The organism is Austwickia sp. TVS 96-490-7B (assembly GCF_019331795.1).
GTDB lineage: Bacteria > Actinomycetota > Actinomycetes > Actinomycetales > Dermatophilaceae > Austwickia.
Map to the genome: position 1 here is coordinate 596,655 of NZ_JAHPZL010000003.1, position 15,052 is coordinate 611,706.

General features: G+C 64.2%; 14 protein-coding genes. 12 read left to right on the forward strand and 2 right to left on the reverse strand.

Annotated elements, in window-relative coordinates; genetic code table 11:
- Positions 1-5: 5 nt before the first annotated feature.
- The 5 genes from KEM60_RS05240 (at position 6) to KEM60_RS05260 (ending at position 4,575) form a co-directional block, all read left to right on the forward strand.
- Complete coding sequence (locus KEM60_RS05240) at positions 6-1,229, forward strand: sensor histidine kinase (RefSeq protein ID WP_255574280.1); 1,224 nt, start codon at positions 6-8, stop codon at positions 1,227-1,229.
- Positions 1,230-1,254: 25 nt separating this feature from the next.
- Entirely contained in the window at positions 1,255-2,022 is a 768-nt protein-coding gene (locus KEM60_RS05245) for a LytTR family DNA-binding domain-containing protein (RefSeq protein ID WP_219106423.1), read from the forward strand.
- Positions 2,019-2,438 carry a hypothetical protein gene (locus KEM60_RS05250; protein WP_219106424.1) on the forward strand — a complete coding sequence of 140 codons (420 nt, stop codon included), beginning with the start codon at positions 2,019-2,021 and terminating at the stop codon, positions 2,436-2,438. Before KEM60_RS05245 ends, KEM60_RS05250 begins: the two co-directional genes overlap by 4 nt.
- The gene (locus tag KEM60_RS05255; RefSeq protein ID WP_219106425.1) at positions 2,435-3,985 is read left to right on the forward strand and encodes a cation acetate symporter; all 1,551 of its coding nucleotides are present in this window, start codon (positions 2,435-2,437) and stop codon (positions 3,983-3,985) included. The genes KEM60_RS05250 and KEM60_RS05255 overlap by 4 nt, the downstream gene beginning before the upstream one ends.
- Before the next feature lie 239 nt (positions 3,986-4,224).
- Positions 4,225-4,575 (forward strand): hypothetical protein, encoded by a 351-nt coding sequence (locus tag KEM60_RS05260; RefSeq protein WP_219106426.1) that lies wholly within the window; start codon positions 4,225-4,227, stop codon positions 4,573-4,575.
- 80 nt (positions 4,576-4,655) lie between these two features.
- Here the strand turns inward: KEM60_RS05260 and trpB are convergent, their stop codons facing one another.
- Positions 4,656-5,888, reverse strand: coding sequence for a tryptophan synthase subunit beta (trpB, locus tag KEM60_RS05265; protein ID WP_219106427.1), 1,233 nt, complete (start codon positions 5,886-5,888; stop codon positions 4,656-4,658).
- A 331-nt stretch (positions 5,889-6,219) separates the two neighbouring features.
- On the opposite strand from trpB, the gene KEM60_RS05270 reads away from it, so the two are divergent.
- From KEM60_RS05270 to KEM60_RS05285, 4 genes are all read left to right on the forward strand, one after another.
- A complete protein-coding gene (locus tag KEM60_RS05270; RefSeq protein ID WP_219106428.1) occupies positions 6,220-7,215 on the forward strand; it encodes a hypothetical protein in 996 nt (331 codons plus the stop codon).
- Positions 7,216-7,379: 164 nt separating this feature from the next.
- The gene (gene acs, locus KEM60_RS05275) at positions 7,380-9,341 is read left to right on the forward strand and encodes an acetate--CoA ligase (RefSeq protein ID WP_219106429.1); all 1,962 of its coding nucleotides are present in this window, start codon (positions 7,380-7,382) and stop codon (positions 9,339-9,341) included.
- A 127-nt stretch (positions 9,342-9,468) separates the two neighbouring features.
- Positions 9,469-11,349 carry an RNA polymerase sigma factor gene (locus KEM60_RS05280; protein ID WP_219106430.1) on the forward strand — a complete coding sequence of 627 codons (1,881 nt, stop codon included), beginning with the start codon at positions 9,469-9,471 and terminating at the stop codon, positions 11,347-11,349.
- 33 nt (positions 11,350-11,382) lie between these two features.
- Positions 11,383-12,324 carry an NADP-dependent oxidoreductase gene (locus tag KEM60_RS05285; protein WP_219106431.1) on the forward strand — a complete coding sequence of 314 codons (942 nt, stop codon included), beginning with the start codon at positions 11,383-11,385 and terminating at the stop codon, positions 12,322-12,324.
- Here the strand turns inward: KEM60_RS05285 and KEM60_RS05290 are convergent.
- A complete protein-coding gene (locus KEM60_RS05290) occupies positions 12,285-12,683 on the reverse strand; it encodes a 6-phosphofructokinase (protein WP_255574284.1) in 399 nt (132 codons plus the stop codon). The two genes, KEM60_RS05285 and KEM60_RS05290, sit on opposite strands and share 40 nt — an antisense overlap.
- A gap of 229 nt (positions 12,684-12,912) precedes the next feature.
- Here KEM60_RS05290 and KEM60_RS05295 point away from each other — a divergent pair, with 229 nt between their 5' ends.
- The 3 genes from KEM60_RS05295 to KEM60_RS05305 all read left to right on the forward strand — a co-directional run bounded on the left by KEM60_RS05295 (position 12,913) and on the right by KEM60_RS05305 (position 14,947).
- A complete protein-coding gene (locus KEM60_RS05295) occupies positions 12,913-13,383 on the forward strand; it encodes a hypothetical protein (RefSeq protein ID WP_219106432.1) in 471 nt (156 codons plus the stop codon).
- Positions 13,384-14,051: 668 nt separating this feature from the next.
- Positions 14,052-14,687 (forward strand): hypothetical protein, encoded by a 636-nt coding sequence (locus tag KEM60_RS05300; RefSeq protein ID WP_219106433.1) that lies wholly within the window; start codon positions 14,052-14,054, stop codon positions 14,685-14,687.
- Positions 14,675-14,947, forward strand: coding sequence for a hypothetical protein (locus KEM60_RS05305; protein WP_219106434.1), 273 nt, complete (start codon positions 14,675-14,677; stop codon positions 14,945-14,947). Before KEM60_RS05300 ends, KEM60_RS05305 begins: the two co-directional genes overlap by 13 nt.
- Positions 14,948-15,052 lie beyond the last annotated feature (105 nt).

Sequence of the window (15,052 nt, forward strand, 5' to 3'; positions counted from 1 at the left end):
GTGAGGTGACGACAGCGGCCCAGGCATCAGCCCTTACCGCCCTCGAAGAAGTCCCGGGCTGGGCGATGATCACCGGACTGGCCTTAGTCGCTGCGGTGTTGATCCTGCTGATCAGCGCTTCGATCCGACGGCGCGGCCGGTTGTCCTCCCCGGAAGCACGGGCCACCTATCAGGCGCTCCACGTCGCGTCAGAAGCGGCCCGCCACCTGCGCAGCGGTCTGACGCCGCGGGCTGCTGGTCGAGCCGCAAAAGATCTGCGCCCCTTGCTGCAGGTGTCTGCGGTGTCCTTGTGTGACCCCACCACCGTGCTCGCCTGGGAAGGTGTCGGCGAACATCACCGTCGGCAAGCGCTCGACCTCTGTCAGGAAGTCCTGGAAAAAGGCACCACGGTCCACGTCGGGGCACTCGACCTGGAATGTGACCACCTCGACTGCCCCATCCGTGGCGCCATTCTGGCCCCAGTGATCAGCAACGAACGCACCGTCGCGGTCCTCGCGTCGTACGACGACGATGTCTCCGCTGACCTGGTGCGGGCCACTGAGGCAGTCGCAGACTGGATCTCCACTCAGCTCGACCTGGCTGAGCTGGCCACCGAACGAGAACGCGTGATGGAAGCCGAGCTGCGTGCCCTGCGCGCACAGATCAGTCCGCATTTCATCTACAACTCCCTCGCCGCGATCGCCAGTTTTGTGCGCACCGACCCGCCACGAGCGCGGGAGTTGCTTTTGGAGTTCGCTGATTTCACCCGGTATGCGTTGCGCGCTTCCGGGCCGATGGCCACGCTCTCTGAGGAACTAGAAAACATCGAGCGATATCTCACGCTCGAAGAAGCCCGATTCGGAGAACGACTCGTCGTGAGCTTGATGCTCGCCCCGGAGGCACTCAGCGTCCAGGTGCCCACCTTGACCATTCAGCCGTTAGTGGAAAACGCCGTCAAACATGGCATTGAATCCTCTTCGGGGGTCGGCCACATCTCATTAACCGCCCGGGATGTCGGATTGGACGCGGAAATCTCCATCGAAGACGACGGCGTCGGAGCTGATCCGGAAGAAATCCGGGCCATGTTGGCCGGTGAGCGCGGCGATCATGTGGGATTGGCCAATGTCGATGCCCGTCTCCGGCAAACCTTCGGTGATGACTATGGCCTGGTCGTGGAGACCGCTGTCGGGGCGGGCACCAAAGTCACTTTCAGAGTCCCGAAGTACTCCGCCCGGACGCAGGACCGCTGAGCGCGCCTGAGGGTACGCTCGTCGCATGAGTAGTGATGCGCCCGCAAAGGAAGGTCTGGCAGCCCTCGTCGTCGACGACGAGATACCCGCCCTCAGCGAGCTGGCGTGGCTGCTCAATCAAGATCCACGGATCGCCACCGTCCGCACCGCGACCAGCGGAGCAGACGCGCTCCGGGCCCTCGACGCCACGCCCGCAGATGTGGTGTTCTGCGACATCAACATGCCCGGCCTAGACGGTCTCGAATTGGCTAGAGTCCTCGGCCGCTTCGCCGAACGCCCTCAGGTGGTCTTCGTCACCGCCTACGAAAAACACGCCGTCGACGCCTTCGAAGTCTCCGCGACTGACTATCTCGTCAAACCGATCCGGGAGGAACGTCTTTACGAGGCGGTACGGCGCGTCATGGCAGCCCGGCACAACACCGCCCCGTTGCCTCCGGTCCCCACCCCCGAAGACGAGACCATTCCCGTCGAACTCGGTGGCGTCACGACCTTCGTGCAACGCAGCGACATCATCTATGTCCAGGCACAAGGTGACTACGCCCGGTTGCACACCCGCACTGCCAGCCATCTGATCCGAGTATCCCTGACAACCCTGGAAGAACGCTGGGCCAGTGCAGGTTTCGTCCGGATCCACCGCAGCACCCTGGTGTCCTTGCCCGCTGTCACCCAGGTCCGCACCGAACGCGGCCGGTGCGTCGTCGTGCTCAACGGCATCGAACTCCAGGTGAGTCGACGCCACACCCGCGAACTCCGCGAACGTCTGCTGCGCCTGCCCGGCCAAGAACGCGGTTGACCCCTCAGCACCGTCCCGCAGCGCCCCCGAGCACCACGAGCCGCGCCGGGGCGCCCCGACGGGTCAAAGTGACCTCACCGCGCAGCCAAGCCCGCCGTCGCCACCCCAAACGCACCGTCAGCCGGGAACTCGACGAGCAGACCGAATTGGGCGAGGTCTACGTCCGCTCCTTGATGCGCGCGCAACTACGCCTATCCTTCGTAGTCCTCGGCGGCGTCGGCCTGGCAGTAGGCCTGCTGCCCGCCGTCCTGACCCTGATTCCCTCGCTGTCCTGGCTCCACATCGGGCCGCTCTCGGTGACCTGGGTGCTGGTCGGCACCATGCTCTACCCCTTCCTACTGGTCGTGGCTCGCTCCTACCTGCGCGCCGCCGAACGCGTCGAACATGACTTCGACGAGCTCATGGGACGCTCATGACCGCCACGCTGGCTCTGGTCACCATCGCCGCGGTCTGCATCGGCACCGTCCTCGCCGGGAGTTTTGGTCTGCGCTGGTCCCGCACCACCCAGGACTTTTACGTCGCAGGCCGCGCCGTCTCCCCCGCCTGGAACGCCGCAGCCATCGGTGGCGAATACCTCTCCGCCGCGTCCTTCCTCGGCATTGCAGGCCTCATCTACGCCGATGGGCTGGACATGCTCTGGTATCCGGTGGGATACACGATGGGGTTCGTTGTCCTGCTGGTGTTGGTCGCCGCGCCCCTCCGCCGATCCGGCGCCTACACCCTGCCCGACTTCGCCGAGACCCGGCTGAGCAGTCACCGACTACGGCAACTGTGCACTCTGCTGGTCGTCCTCATCGGCTGGCTCTATTTCGTCCCACAGCTCCAAGGCGCCGGATTAGCGTTATTCGCCCTCACCGGAGCACCCAGCTGGGTGGGAGCCATGGCAGTGACCATCGTGGTCACCGCTAACGTCCTCGCCGGAGGAATGCGCTCCCTCACCCTGGTCCAAGCAGTGCATTACTGGGTCAAACTCATCGCCATCGCCATACCCGCAATCGCCCTCGTCGGCTACTGGCTCAAAGACGGCCAACCCTTGTCCACCGCACCCTGGCCCCCCGTCGGAGCTGGCACACTCCCCACGCTCGGCGCCGACGACGGATCGAGTTGGTCGACGCTGTACGGCTCCTACAGCACCCTGGTGGCGTTATGCCTAGGGACCATGGGGCTACCGCACGTCGTGGTGCGGTTCTACACCAACCCCGACGGCCGGACAGCCCGGCGGACCACCGTCGTCGTCATTGGGTTGCTCGGCCTGTTTTACCTCTTCCCACCGGTCTACGGGATGCTCGCCCGGATCTACCTGCCCCACTTACCGACCGGCGTCGCTGAAGACACCGTCACCCTGCTGTTACCCCAGGTCATGGCCCCTGGCACCGTCGGCGATATCCTGACCGCCGTGGTCGCCGCCGGGGCCTTCGCAGCTTTCCTTTCCACCGCGTCCGGTCTGACCGTCGCCATCGCCGGAGTCCTCGACCAGTCAGTGGTGCGCCCCCTCCTCAGCCGCACTCACGCCACTATCGACGGCATCGGCGGATTCCGGCTAGCAACCGTCCTCGCGACCACCATCCCCTGGCTGCTGTGGTGGGAACTGCGCGGCGCAGGACTAGCCACCACCGTTGGCCTGGCTTTCGCGCTCGCCGCGGCGACTTTCTGCCCGCTACTCGTCCTGGGAGTGTGGTGGCCCAAGCTGACTGCGCCAGGAGCCGCAGCTGGCATGATCACCGGGGCCGTCAGCACCGTGGTGGCCATCGTGGTCGTTGTGACGGACGGACCAGGCACCGGGTGGGGCGGGGTGATCGTGTCCCAGCCAGCAGCCTGGACCGTGCCCTTGGCCTTCCTGATGTGTGTCCTCGTGTCGTGGGCCACCCCGCGCCAGATACCCCGCCACACTGGGCGCACCATGGCTCGGTTGCACACTCCGGAGCGCCCGCCCGCTGAGATCCCCTCGTCGTACGACGGGTAAACCAGTCGACACCATCACCAGGTGAATCAATGATCATGGCAGGGAAATTCAGGAATTGAGAGGAAAGGCTCGGCTTTCCTCACCAGACCTTGACGGGGCTTTTACTCTTTCTTGACCTTAACTTCGGTGCGGCAACTGATTGAATAGCCGATTTTCTCGGTGAAAGCACGATTCACGACTGGACCTCGGGGCTTCGTCCACAACCCGTGGGATTCCACAGTCCGTCTCAAGGAGCAGACATGTCGACCTTCACGCGCATCGCCGTCGCCGCCTTCGCCTGCATCGCCATCCCAGCTGGTGCCGCCTCAGCTGCCACCGTGAGCGCTGCCTCGCCAGCCGTGGTCCACACCAATGTCGTCCACACCAATGCGTCAGTCGTGCACACCAGCTCCGCAGTCGTTCACACCAAGGGCAGCGTCGTGCACACCAATTCTGCGGTGGTGCACACCCAGTCCGGTGTCGTCCACACCCAGTCCGGTGTCGTCCACACCAAGGGTGGCGTCGTGCACACCGTGGTCCACACCAGCTCCGACACCCCGTTCACTGGCACCGACCTGGCCTTTCTGGCCCTGAACGGCCTGCTCGGCTGAGCCGGTCACTACCTCAGGCTTGAACACACCTCTGTCGAGGACCCCCTACGGGGCCTCGACAGAGGTGTTTTTCGGCTCCGTCAACCGCGACTGCTGACCTCATGGACGTAGTCGATGTCCTTGTCACCGCGTCCTGACAGGTTGGCGATCACCACGGCATCTGGCCCATACCGGCCCGCGAGCTGCACGGTGTAGGCCACCGCGTGAGCGCTCTCCAAGGCCGGGATGATGCCCTCGGCGCGACAAGACAAGGCAAAGGCGTCAAGGCAGTCCCGGTCATCAACAGAGACATAACTGACCCGACCCGAGTCTTTGAGATAGCTGTGCTGCGGCCCCACTCCGGGGTAGTCCAGGCCAGACGCGATGGAGTGCACCGGCGCGGGCTGGCCCGAGTCGTCCTGCAGCACGTAAGTCGTCATGCCATGCAACATCCCCGGCCGTCCGTGGGTCATGGTCGCCGCGTGCTCACCGACAGCAGCACCACGCCCCCCAGGTTCGACGCCGTACATGGCGACCTCATCATCGCCAAGGAACGCGGTAAACAAACCCAACGCATTGGAGCCTCCCCCGACGCAGGCCACCAATGCGTCTGGCAGCGTGCCCTCCTGAGCGAGGATCTGGGCGCGCGCTTCCCGCCCGACCACCGCTTGGAAGTCCCGCACGATCGTCGGATAGGGGTCAGGACCGACCACGGACCCAATCGCGAAGAACGTGTCCCGATAATCCCGGGCGTACGCCGCGAACGCGCTGTCCACTGCTTCTTTCAAGCTGCGGCCACCCTCATCAACAGCGACGACCGTGGCGCCGAGCATCTCCATGCGCACCACGTTGGGTCGTTGCTTAGCCACATCAATGGCCCCCATGTGGATCTCGCATTCCAAGCCGAGAAGCGCGGCCGCCGTAGCCAATGCGACTCCGTGCTGACCGGCGCCGGTCTCAGCAAGCAACCGAGTTTTGCCCATCCGCTTGGCCAGCAAGCCTTCACCGAGGCAGTGGTTGATTTTGTGGGATCCGGTGTGATTGAGATCTTCCCGTTTGAGGTAGATCTTGGCACCACCGGCATGGCGGGTGAGGGATCGAGCAAAAAACAACGGTGAGGGCCGTCCGACGTACTGGGCGAGGAGGTCGTCGTACTCCCTGAGGAAGGCGGGATCAGCTGCTGCGAGGGCGTACTGTTCGGCGACCTCAGCAATGGCGTCTTCCAACTGGGGTGGGAGATGACGTCCGCCGTAAGCCCCGAAACAGCCGCGGTCATCTGCGTGCATCAGGTCGGAGCGGGCGGGCTGGCCAAGGACGCTGTCGTGGTCGCTCATCGGGATCTCCTGGGGATGAAGGCCCACCTCCGGGAAAGACAACGAGCCGCCCGGCGGCGGGCGGCTCGTGTCGAGGATCAGTCTGGACGTGTCGAGGTAGCCACCCGAATTAGGTGGCGCGCCAGGACAGGTCAGCGAACATGGTGGGGACGCTAACGCATCGCACCGCTAGCGGGCAACGACTGTCCGCAGAGCGGGCGGAGGTGCTGTCAGCACCCCCTCATCACCACCCCCTTTCAGCGGGATCACTTAATGTGGCTTTACATTCGAGGGACAGCGTCCACTTGAACCCCTACTCCTTCCGTGGGCGCTGACAGGTCAGGAGCCCACGATGAGTGACCCCTACGACGATGTCCCTCCGACGTCCCGTCCGGCAGGTGGCGCCCCAGCAATCCCTCGTCCGGCGGGCGTTCTTCCCCCGCCATCTGAGATACCCACGGCACCACAACCGGTGGTGCCCCCCGAGGTTCCGCTCGCCAGCAGTCCCGCCAGAGCGCCCTCCACACCGTCCGCCGTACCTCCCACCAGCCCACCTGTCATCCCGTCCGCTGCGCCTCCCGGCGTACCCCTCGCGGAACCTGCGACCGATGAGGGGACCGCACCGACCACGATCATCCGGAGTCGTCGTGAACGGCGGTTGCAGGAAGCCACGACCGGGAAACATGCGGCGATCACCCCCCGACGCACCCCGAGTATGGCAACCACCGGTTTGGGGGTGATGGCGGGAACGGTGGCGGTGCTGATGGTGGCTTTCGGGATCGCCTACGTCACGTTGCGCCCAGGTGACGCAGACGCTTCCGCGAAAGGGGCCACTCCCCCCGCACCGTCGGCCTCCCCGTCGTCCAGTTCTCCGGCGTCTGAGCCTCCGAGCCCGTCCGCACCGGCCTCCCCCTCCCCGACCCCGAGTCCGACAGCAAGTCCGACCACCACGTCCGCGCTACCACCGGCAGAACGTGCCGCCGCTGACGAACTAGATCGGATCGCGCAACGTAGTGCCCCCATGGTCAGTGGCACCTGGGTGGTGACACTGTTCACGATGTACGACGGCATTGAGGACCCGTATATGGCGACGCGGGCGGGGTCGCATCGGTGGCGTCCGACCGACATTCTCTGGCTGTATCAGAAGCGGCAGAACGAGTTGGGTCTGAAGGGCGCAGCGTTATTGCGGTGGCAGGGACCGCAAGGACCGGTGTGGTCGATGGTCGCTGACGGGGGCTTCACCGATCTGAACGCAGTGAAGGCGTGGTGTTCGCAGACGTTCGCCATGCATGGGACGTACGACGACCCCGCCGTACGTGACCGGTGCGCTGCGGCGAAGATGCCCTGACCGCTGGCCGGAACCCTCACCGGAGGCATGGGCGGGAACCGTTGGGCGCGAACCGGTCCCATTCCGTCGCGGGGTGAGCATCGCCTGCTTGCCCGTGGCACACCCCCGGGTGACAGTAGTCCCTTCTGACGAGGTAGTCGTCGCCATCGACCTTGGGAGTTGCCGTGGCCGAGCAGACCCTGTCCCACCTCTTGCACGAGGACCGGCGTTTCCCGCCGAGCGAGCAGGTCCGTGCCCACGCAAACGGGACAGCCGAGCTGTATGAGCAGGCTGACGCTGACTTCGAAGGTTTTTGGGCGGCCCGTGCCCGCGAGTACGTGGCCTGGGACACCGACTTCACGCAGGTGCTGGATTGGTCCGATGCTCCGTTTGCTCGGTGGTTTGCCGACGGCCGGTTGAATGCGTCGTACAACTGCGTGGACCGGCACGTGGAGGCCGGCAACGGCGACCGGGTCGCGATCCACTTCGTGGGCGAGCCGGGCGACACTCGGGACATCACCTATGCCGACCTGCAGACGAAGGTCGCCCAATGTGCCAACGCTCTCGCCGACCTGGGCGTCGGCACGGGCGACGTGGTGATGATCTACCTACCGATGATCCCCGAGGCCGCGATCGCGATGCTGGCCTGCGCCCGCCTGGGCGCACCACACTCGGTGGTCTTCGGCGGCTTCTCCGCCGACGCGCTGCGCAGCCGCATCAACGACGCCCACGCGAAAGTCGTCGTGACGGCCGACGCGGGCTACCGGCGCGGCAAGCCCAGCGCGCTGAAATCGGCCGTGGACGAGGCGGTCTCGGTCGAGGGCTCCCCCATCAGCAAGGTACTGGTCGTCAACCGCTGCGACACCAACGTGGCCTGGGACGACGCTCGCGACGTGTGGTGGCACGACGCGGTCGACGGCGCCGCAGGCGAGCGCGCGCCCGAGATCGTCGACGCCGAGCACCCGCTCTTCATTCTCTACACCTCCGGGACGACCGGGAAGCCGAAGGGCATCCTGCACACCACCGGTGGCTACCTCACCCAGGCCGCCTACACCAACGCGGTCGTGCACGACCTGCACCCGGAGTCCGACGTCTACTGGTGCACCGCCGACATCGGCTGGGTGACCGGGCACAGCTACGTCGTCTACGGCCCGATGGCCAACGGCGCCACGCAGGTCATGTACGAAGGCACCCCCGACTCCCCGCACCAGGGCCGGTGGTGGGAGATCTGCCAGCAGTACGGCGTAACCATCCTCTACACGGCGCCCACCGCGATCCGCACGTTCATGAAGTGGGGCGCACAGATCCCGGCGACGTACGACCTGTCGGCCATCCGGCTGCTCGGCAGCGTGGGCGAGCCGATCAACCCCGAAGCGTGGATGTGGTACCGCGAACACATCGGCGGCGGACATGCCCCGGTCGTGGACACCTGGTGGCAGACCGAGACCGGGGGCATCATGATCTCCCCGCTGCCGGGCATCACCTCGTTGTGCCCCGGCTCGGCACAGACCGCGATCCCCGGCATCGTCGCCGATGTGGTCGATGACATGGCCGAGCCAGTCGACAACGGCCAGAGTGGCTACCTGGTCATCACCAAGCCGTGGCCAGCGATGCTGCGCGGCATCTGGGGTGACCCGCAACGCTACAAAGACACCTACTGGGCGCGTTGGGAGCATCTCTACTTCGCTGGTGACGGCGCGAAGAAGGACGAGGACGGCAATATCTGGGTGCTCGGTCGGGTCGACGACGTGATGAACGTTTCCGGGCATCGATTGAGTACGTCGGAAATCGAGTCAGCGCTGGTGTCGCATCCAGCGGTCGCGGAGGCTGCGGTGGTTGGCGCGTCTGACGAGATGACCGGTCAGGCAGTGGCGGCGTTCGTCATTCTGCGGGCTGGGGCCGGTGACGGTCGTGACGAGGCGTCGCTGATCACCGAGTTGAAGGCCCATGTCGGCAAGGAGATCGGGGCGATCGCCAAGCCGAAGTCGATCATGATCGTCTCCGAGCTGCCCAAGACTCGATCCGGGAAAATCATGCGCCGCCTGCTCCGCGATGTGGCCGAGAACCGCGAGGTCGGCGACGTGACGACCCTCGCCGATTCCTCGGTGATGGACTTCATCAAGAACCACATCCCAGCCAAGGCCTGACACCGGCTGCACTTCGCAGCGAGGGGGTGCGGCGGATCCCGACGTACCCTCTCCGCGTGTTTGGTGGGTGCGCGCAACGTGATTAGCGCCGGCTGGGGCGATGTGTTGAAGTGTGCGCATGTGGGGGATGCCATGGACACGTCACCAGCGACACACGTTCAGCGAGTACGTCGAGAGCCAGGGCCCGGACCTGGTCGCGCTGCTCGTCGCGCTGAGCCCGACCGCGCCCGACACCACCGTGACGGATGCGCTGGCGCGGGGGTTTCTCCACGCCCGCGCGGGCACCGACCCGCGCGCTGGCCTGATCGCCAGATCGGTGTTCTACCGGCGCTGCGGCCTGCAGTGGCTGCATGGCACGCGGCCGACGAGGCCGGACCTACCGGCGCCCGGCCCTGGGGCTGCGACGCACGACCGCGTCGGCGACCTGCGCACCGCCTTCCTAGACCTCCCACCACACGTGCGACTGGCCGTCCTCCTCCGCAGCGTGGAGGCCATGCCCGAGCGGGAGGCCGCCCGGCTCGCCCGCATGCCGGTGCACACCCTTCACCACGCCGTCGAGCTGGCGGGTGGCCCGCTCCGGGCGACCCTTGACAGGCCGGCAGGCGACACCGAGGGACTCATGCAGGCGCTGCGTCCCGGACTACGCACTGTCTTGGAGTCGTTACGGGGGCCCGTCCCCAGCATGTGGATACCGGGAGCCTGGGCGCGAGCGACCCGGCTACGACGGCGCCGACGCCGCACGATGGCTGCCCTCGTGGTCGGCAGCACCGCACTGTTGTTGGCGTTTTGGCCTCCAGCCGCGGATCCTCTGGGCCGGGCGACCTACCCGGGGCGTGTCGCCGCCACATGGCTGCCTTGGCGCGGAGCCACCGAGGGTCCGGCCGTGGCCACCGCATCGGTGGCAGAAGCCTTTACCGTTCCCGGCCACCGCCCGCGCTACACTCCCGCGCTGATTTACCCGCACGGCGCCATCGTCGAGCTACCGCACGTGGAATCCGTGGTCCTCACTCCCGACGGGCGGGGCGCCATCGTGCAGCCGAGCGACCGGGGGCCGCTGGAGTGGCGTGACCTCATCGACGGCAGCACGCGCCGCCTGCACCAGCCCGTCGACGAGCCGCCCCTGATCAACGCGCCAGGAGCCCTGATGGCCTCTCCTGACTCCGCATCGGTAGTGGGATGGGCGTGCCCTCCGCAGAACAGCCGCAGTTGCAGCGAGTCCCCGTCGTGGACGTTCGTGGGACGCCGCGACGGCGAGCCGTCGGTGTTCGCCGCCCCCGGCGCTCTGCTCGGCTGGTGGGACGATCACACCCTTGCCTACGCGACCCGGCCGGCGACGTCACCATCACAACCCGACCCACCCACCAGCATCGTCCTGAAGCTCGTCGACCCGGCCACGGGACAGGTCCGAGAAAGCCGCGTCGTGGACACCGGTCCTGTCGACTCACCCGGTTCATACGTCCACGCCAACTTCGCCCCCGGGAGCCGCACGCTCCTGGTCAATCGGCCCATAGATGGGCCCACGTCGGCGACGACCGTCAGTCCAGCTGCCCTCATCGACCTGACCGATGGCAGCTCGCGCCGGGGCGAGGACGTCGACGTCTGGCTCAGCGATTACCCGCCGATATGGGTGCACGGGCGCCCCTACGGCTGGAAGTTCAACTCCGGCAGTTCGTGGCAACTCCTTCCATTGGTCATCGCCGACGGAGACCAACCCCTCGTGACCATGGAGCAACGCCTCAAGCCCGGGGTGTGGTCGCCTCGCACCCTAGAGGGGCCTGCGCAGCCCCAGCTCTTCGGGGACTCCATCGCGTTCAGCACCTGGCTGCTGCCGTCCGTCCTCGGGGTCAGCGGAGGCCTGGTCACCGCAGTGGGAGCGATGTGGCTGCCCTGGGCGGCAGGGCCGTGGCTGCTGCCGTTGCCTGGGGGCGGCCGCCTCAACCCGCCGTACCTGCGACGCCACCGCCCCCGACTGACGAGGCGAAGCGAAGAGGACGTCGCAGCCGGGTGACTGCGGAGGGCGCCTGCTGGCAGACTCGCACCCATGCGTGCTGTAGCCATCGACCGTTTCGGGTCTGCTGACGAACTTCACCTCGTGGATCTGCCCCTGCCTGAGCCAGGTGCGGGGCAGGTGCGGGTCAAGGTCGCTGCGGCGGGCGTGAATCCGCTGGACTACAAGATCCGCGACGGTTCGTCTGGCCTGGTCAAGGACTTCGACCCGGCGAACTTCCCCCTGGTCCTGGGCCGCGAGTGCGCCGGCGTCGTCGATGCCGTCGGGGAGGGGATCACGGGCCTTGCTGTCGGGCAGCGGGTCTTCGGGATGGCGCCGCTCGCGCACCCGGGTGGGTGTTACGCCGAGTACGTCGTCCTGCCCGCTGATTGTCTGGCGGTGTCCCCGTCGGAAGTGGACGACCTGGTGCTTGCCGGGGCTGCTCTTGTCGGGTTGACCGCATGGGTTGCGGTGCACGATCTGGCCCGAGTCCGCTCCGGCGATGTCGTCCTCGTGCATGGCGGTGCCGGTGGCGTCGGGCAGGTTGTGGTGCAGTTGGCGGTCGCCGCTGGCGCCCAGGTGTATGCGACTTCAGGCCCGGCTAACCGCGACCGGATCGAGGCGATGGGCGCGACCCACATCGACTACACCAGCGTCGATTTCCGCACAGCGGTGCCCTCGCCACAGGTCATCGTGGATGGAGTGTATTTCGGGACCTATGAGCCTTCCATGGATCATCTGGCGCCGGGGGGACGTCTGGTGGTGTTGCCTTCGCTCGCGGACCTGGCCCCGGCTCGGGAGCGAGGCATTGACGTCTCGGTGCCGAGCATCACCGCGGATCGGTCTCGGCTTGATCGGCTGGCTGCGATGATCGCTGCCCGGTCTTTGAGCTTGGAAGTCGGGCATGTCTTCCGGTTGGCCGAGGCCGCAGCGGCGCACCGACAGGTGGAGACCGGTCACACCCGCGGCAAGATCGTCCTCACGGTGGCCTGCTGACGGGTCGTGGGGTGACGCACTGACGGGAATGTCTTAGGAGGCTCCCGGTTGGGAGACCGCTGCGACTGCAGGACGCACGTCGAGCCACCATTGCTGCCGAGGGCGGCGATGTTGTCTACGGCGGCTTTGACCAGGCGGGTCGCCAAGAGCCGATCAAATGGCGTGGGTGATCCGCCTTGCTGAAGATGACCCAGCACGGCTTGGCGAACGTCGAACAGAGATCGCCCTTCTTCGTGAAGATAGACCCGTTCAGCTCCGCCGGCGATCCCCGCCATGAGAGCGAGATAACCGCAGCGGCGCCCCATCGTTTCCACCACGAAGCACCGGCGTGACGCCGCCCAGTCTTTCCGCAACCTCATCCACCACCCCACCCGCGTCCTCCTCGACACCGGCAGGTTGAAACCGCAGCTACACCTGCGGCTGGGAAGAGCTCCATATCTTCCCGAACTGCGCCGACTGCACTAACACCCCCGCTGAGCAAACACTTCAATGCCTTATGCCTGATCGCTCTGCGGCCAGGGTTGAGACGAAGTCCGATGGCAGGGGCGCTGAAATACGGCTTTGCGGGTGAGTAGTCAGCGTGGGTTGGTGACCAAGGGTGCGCGACAGCCGCGTTATTGGGGTTCCTCGGGGCGCCGGAGCCCGGAGACGTCGATGTTCCGGGGGCTGTTTGCTGGGTTACACCCCGAGGCGCTGAATGCAGTGATCGAGGCGTGGATATGTGGACCACCACGAGCTGTTGTGAAGGGTTCACGGGTGATTGTCCTGGACGGCAAGACCAACCTCGGTGTCCGCCAGTTGGGCGTGTTCGACTTGGCCGGGACCGCCGAGGCAATGCACTGCCAGGACGACACAGCGAGGACCATCACTGGCGCCAGTACGGACTTCATTTCCACTGTCAAGAGCAAATACCCGAAATCTCGCGCCGCGCTCAAAGCCTTACTCTGGGCGGACGTACCGGGCCGCTCCCCTGCGGAGTGGATCAGAGGCCGACGGGTCAGGCGCATCATCAAGACCATCCAGGTCCTGACCTGGATGGTCTTCCCCAGGGCCAGATAATTCGCCTAGCTGCACTGCACGGTCATCATCAACGGGAAAAGTCTCAGGGTCGTCTACCTGGTCACGTCCACCAATGCCACACCGGCCGGCCGAGCCGCGTTGGTTCCAGGCCATTAGGGCATTGAGAGCAGGCTCCACCATGTCCGCGACGTCGTGTTCGATGAGGACACCTTCCACATCTGCGCCGGGGACGCACCTTGCATGATGGCGCCCTACCCAACATCACCGCCGCGCTACGTCGTCGCAACCGGATATCAGACGTGGTCATCGCCCTGCTGACCTACACAAACTGGGCTCAGCCATTGCCTTGGTTCCATGCCATGACATATCAACCGTACCGTCTCCTCCCCGCAAGTGATCATCACCGAAAACAGGGGCTGCCAATAAAGAACGCGCAGCAAAATTGCGCTTCACGAGGAGCGCAACGGGACGCAGCTTAGTCTCAGACTAGTAGCAAAGCCTTGCAAAGGCTAAAACCAGTACCCTGAAAAAAAATTGAGTACTGCAGCAAAGTTTCCTGAGTGTAAAGAGTGGAAATTTTGGGTTGCACATGATGCCGCAAAGAAGTAATCTCTGAGCATTGAGGGAAAATGGAGGCCCCTCAGTAACCACACCCCATTTTCAATGGGAGTACGTTGCCCTCGTTAATTCAAGCTCAAGGGAGAGCCATGAAGAAAAGAATAGTCACCCAGACGGCCGTCGCGCTCCTTTTTTTGGGAGTACTAAACCCAAGCACTAGCGCCGCAGCACAAAGCATATCGCAGATACAATCAGCTCCAGTCAGAGCAGTAGAGCAAGAAAACGACCCTGAAACCACGGCTGCATTAGAAGCGATCGCTAGCGATCTTGAATTTTTCTTTTCACGTGCTGCAGTACTAAATCCAGATGAAACCATAGCTTCAATCAACGTTAAGTTGCTAGAAGAAAAATATGGCGAGTCTAAAGATTTTACATCGCTTGGTGAAATTTATAACCAAGGGGAACGACGCGCTGCCACACACCCTGGATATAGTTTGGCAACGTTCCGTCAGTGCGTTTCAACAGGAGTGGCTCAAGCATTTGGCATAGAACTTTTAAAGCAAGCTTTTAACGACGAGGTCGTAAAGGCGCTTAAGTCCAGGGCGTGGAAAGTTGCTTCGGCGATAATTTTTAAAAATCTCGAAACTAAAATCGGTAAAAAAGGTGCTCAATTGGTTATAAAAAAAATAGCATCAAAAGCTCTCCCTGGAGGCTTACCCGCGCAGCTTGCACTTATTGGAGGAAAGTGTGGAACTAAAGAAGCATGGAATTGGTGGAAGAGTTGAGGTTCGTCTCGAAAATCATTGAGTCATTAAGCGGAGAGCCCTCTTCTTTAAAAGGTAGTGTATTACTGCTGGTAATCACAGTGACAATACCGGTGCCATTTGCGTTTTTAATGGGAGCTTTCCGCGTTTTAATACAGGGCTCATTCACTGAATTTACTCCTGAGTTTTTATCTTGGTACGCCATAGGCCTTGGATTATTTTTAGTACCGCTAATCTGGTTAAAGATTTCCGAGTGGAAAAAGGGAAGGGCGGGCCATTGATCGACTCCTTAGCGTGTTAATTGGGTGATTTTTCATGGGACTTCGTTTGTTGCACTTTGTCAGCGATGCCCCTCACGTTGAGCTGTCTGACTGTGAAGTGCGGCA

Excerpts from the sequence above, each read along its gene's own strand:
- KEM60_RS05290 (WP_255574284.1), bottom strand. The coding sequence starts at position 12,683 with ATGAGGTTGCGGAAAGACTGGGCGGCGTCACGCCGGTGCTTCGTGGTG.
- KEM60_RS05245 (WP_219106423.1), top strand. The coding sequence starts at position 1,255 with ATGAGTAGTGATGCGCCCGCAAAGGAAGGTCTGGCAGCCCTCGTCGTC.
- KEM60_RS05255 (WP_219106425.1), top strand. The coding sequence starts at position 2,435 with ATGACCGCCACGCTGGCTCTGGTCACCATCGCCGCGGTCTGCATCGGC.
- KEM60_RS05300 (WP_219106433.1), top strand. The coding sequence starts at position 14,052 with ATGAAGAAAAGAATAGTCACCCAGACGGCCGTCGCGCTCCTTTTTTTG.
- trpB (WP_219106427.1), bottom strand. The coding sequence starts at position 5,888 with ATGAGCGACCACGACAGCGTCCTTGGCCAGCCCGCCCGCTCCGACCTG.
- KEM60_RS05285 (WP_219106431.1), top strand. The coding sequence starts at position 11,383 with ATGCGTGCTGTAGCCATCGACCGTTTCGGGTCTGCTGACGAACTTCAC.
- KEM60_RS05270 (WP_219106428.1), top strand. The coding sequence starts at position 6,220 with ATGAGTGACCCCTACGACGATGTCCCTCCGACGTCCCGTCCGGCAGGT.
- KEM60_RS05280 (WP_219106430.1), top strand. The coding sequence starts at position 9,469 with ATGCCATGGACACGTCACCAGCGACACACGTTCAGCGAGTACGTCGAG.
- KEM60_RS05260 (WP_219106426.1), top strand. The coding sequence starts at position 4,225 with ATGTCGACCTTCACGCGCATCGCCGTCGCCGCCTTCGCCTGCATCGCC.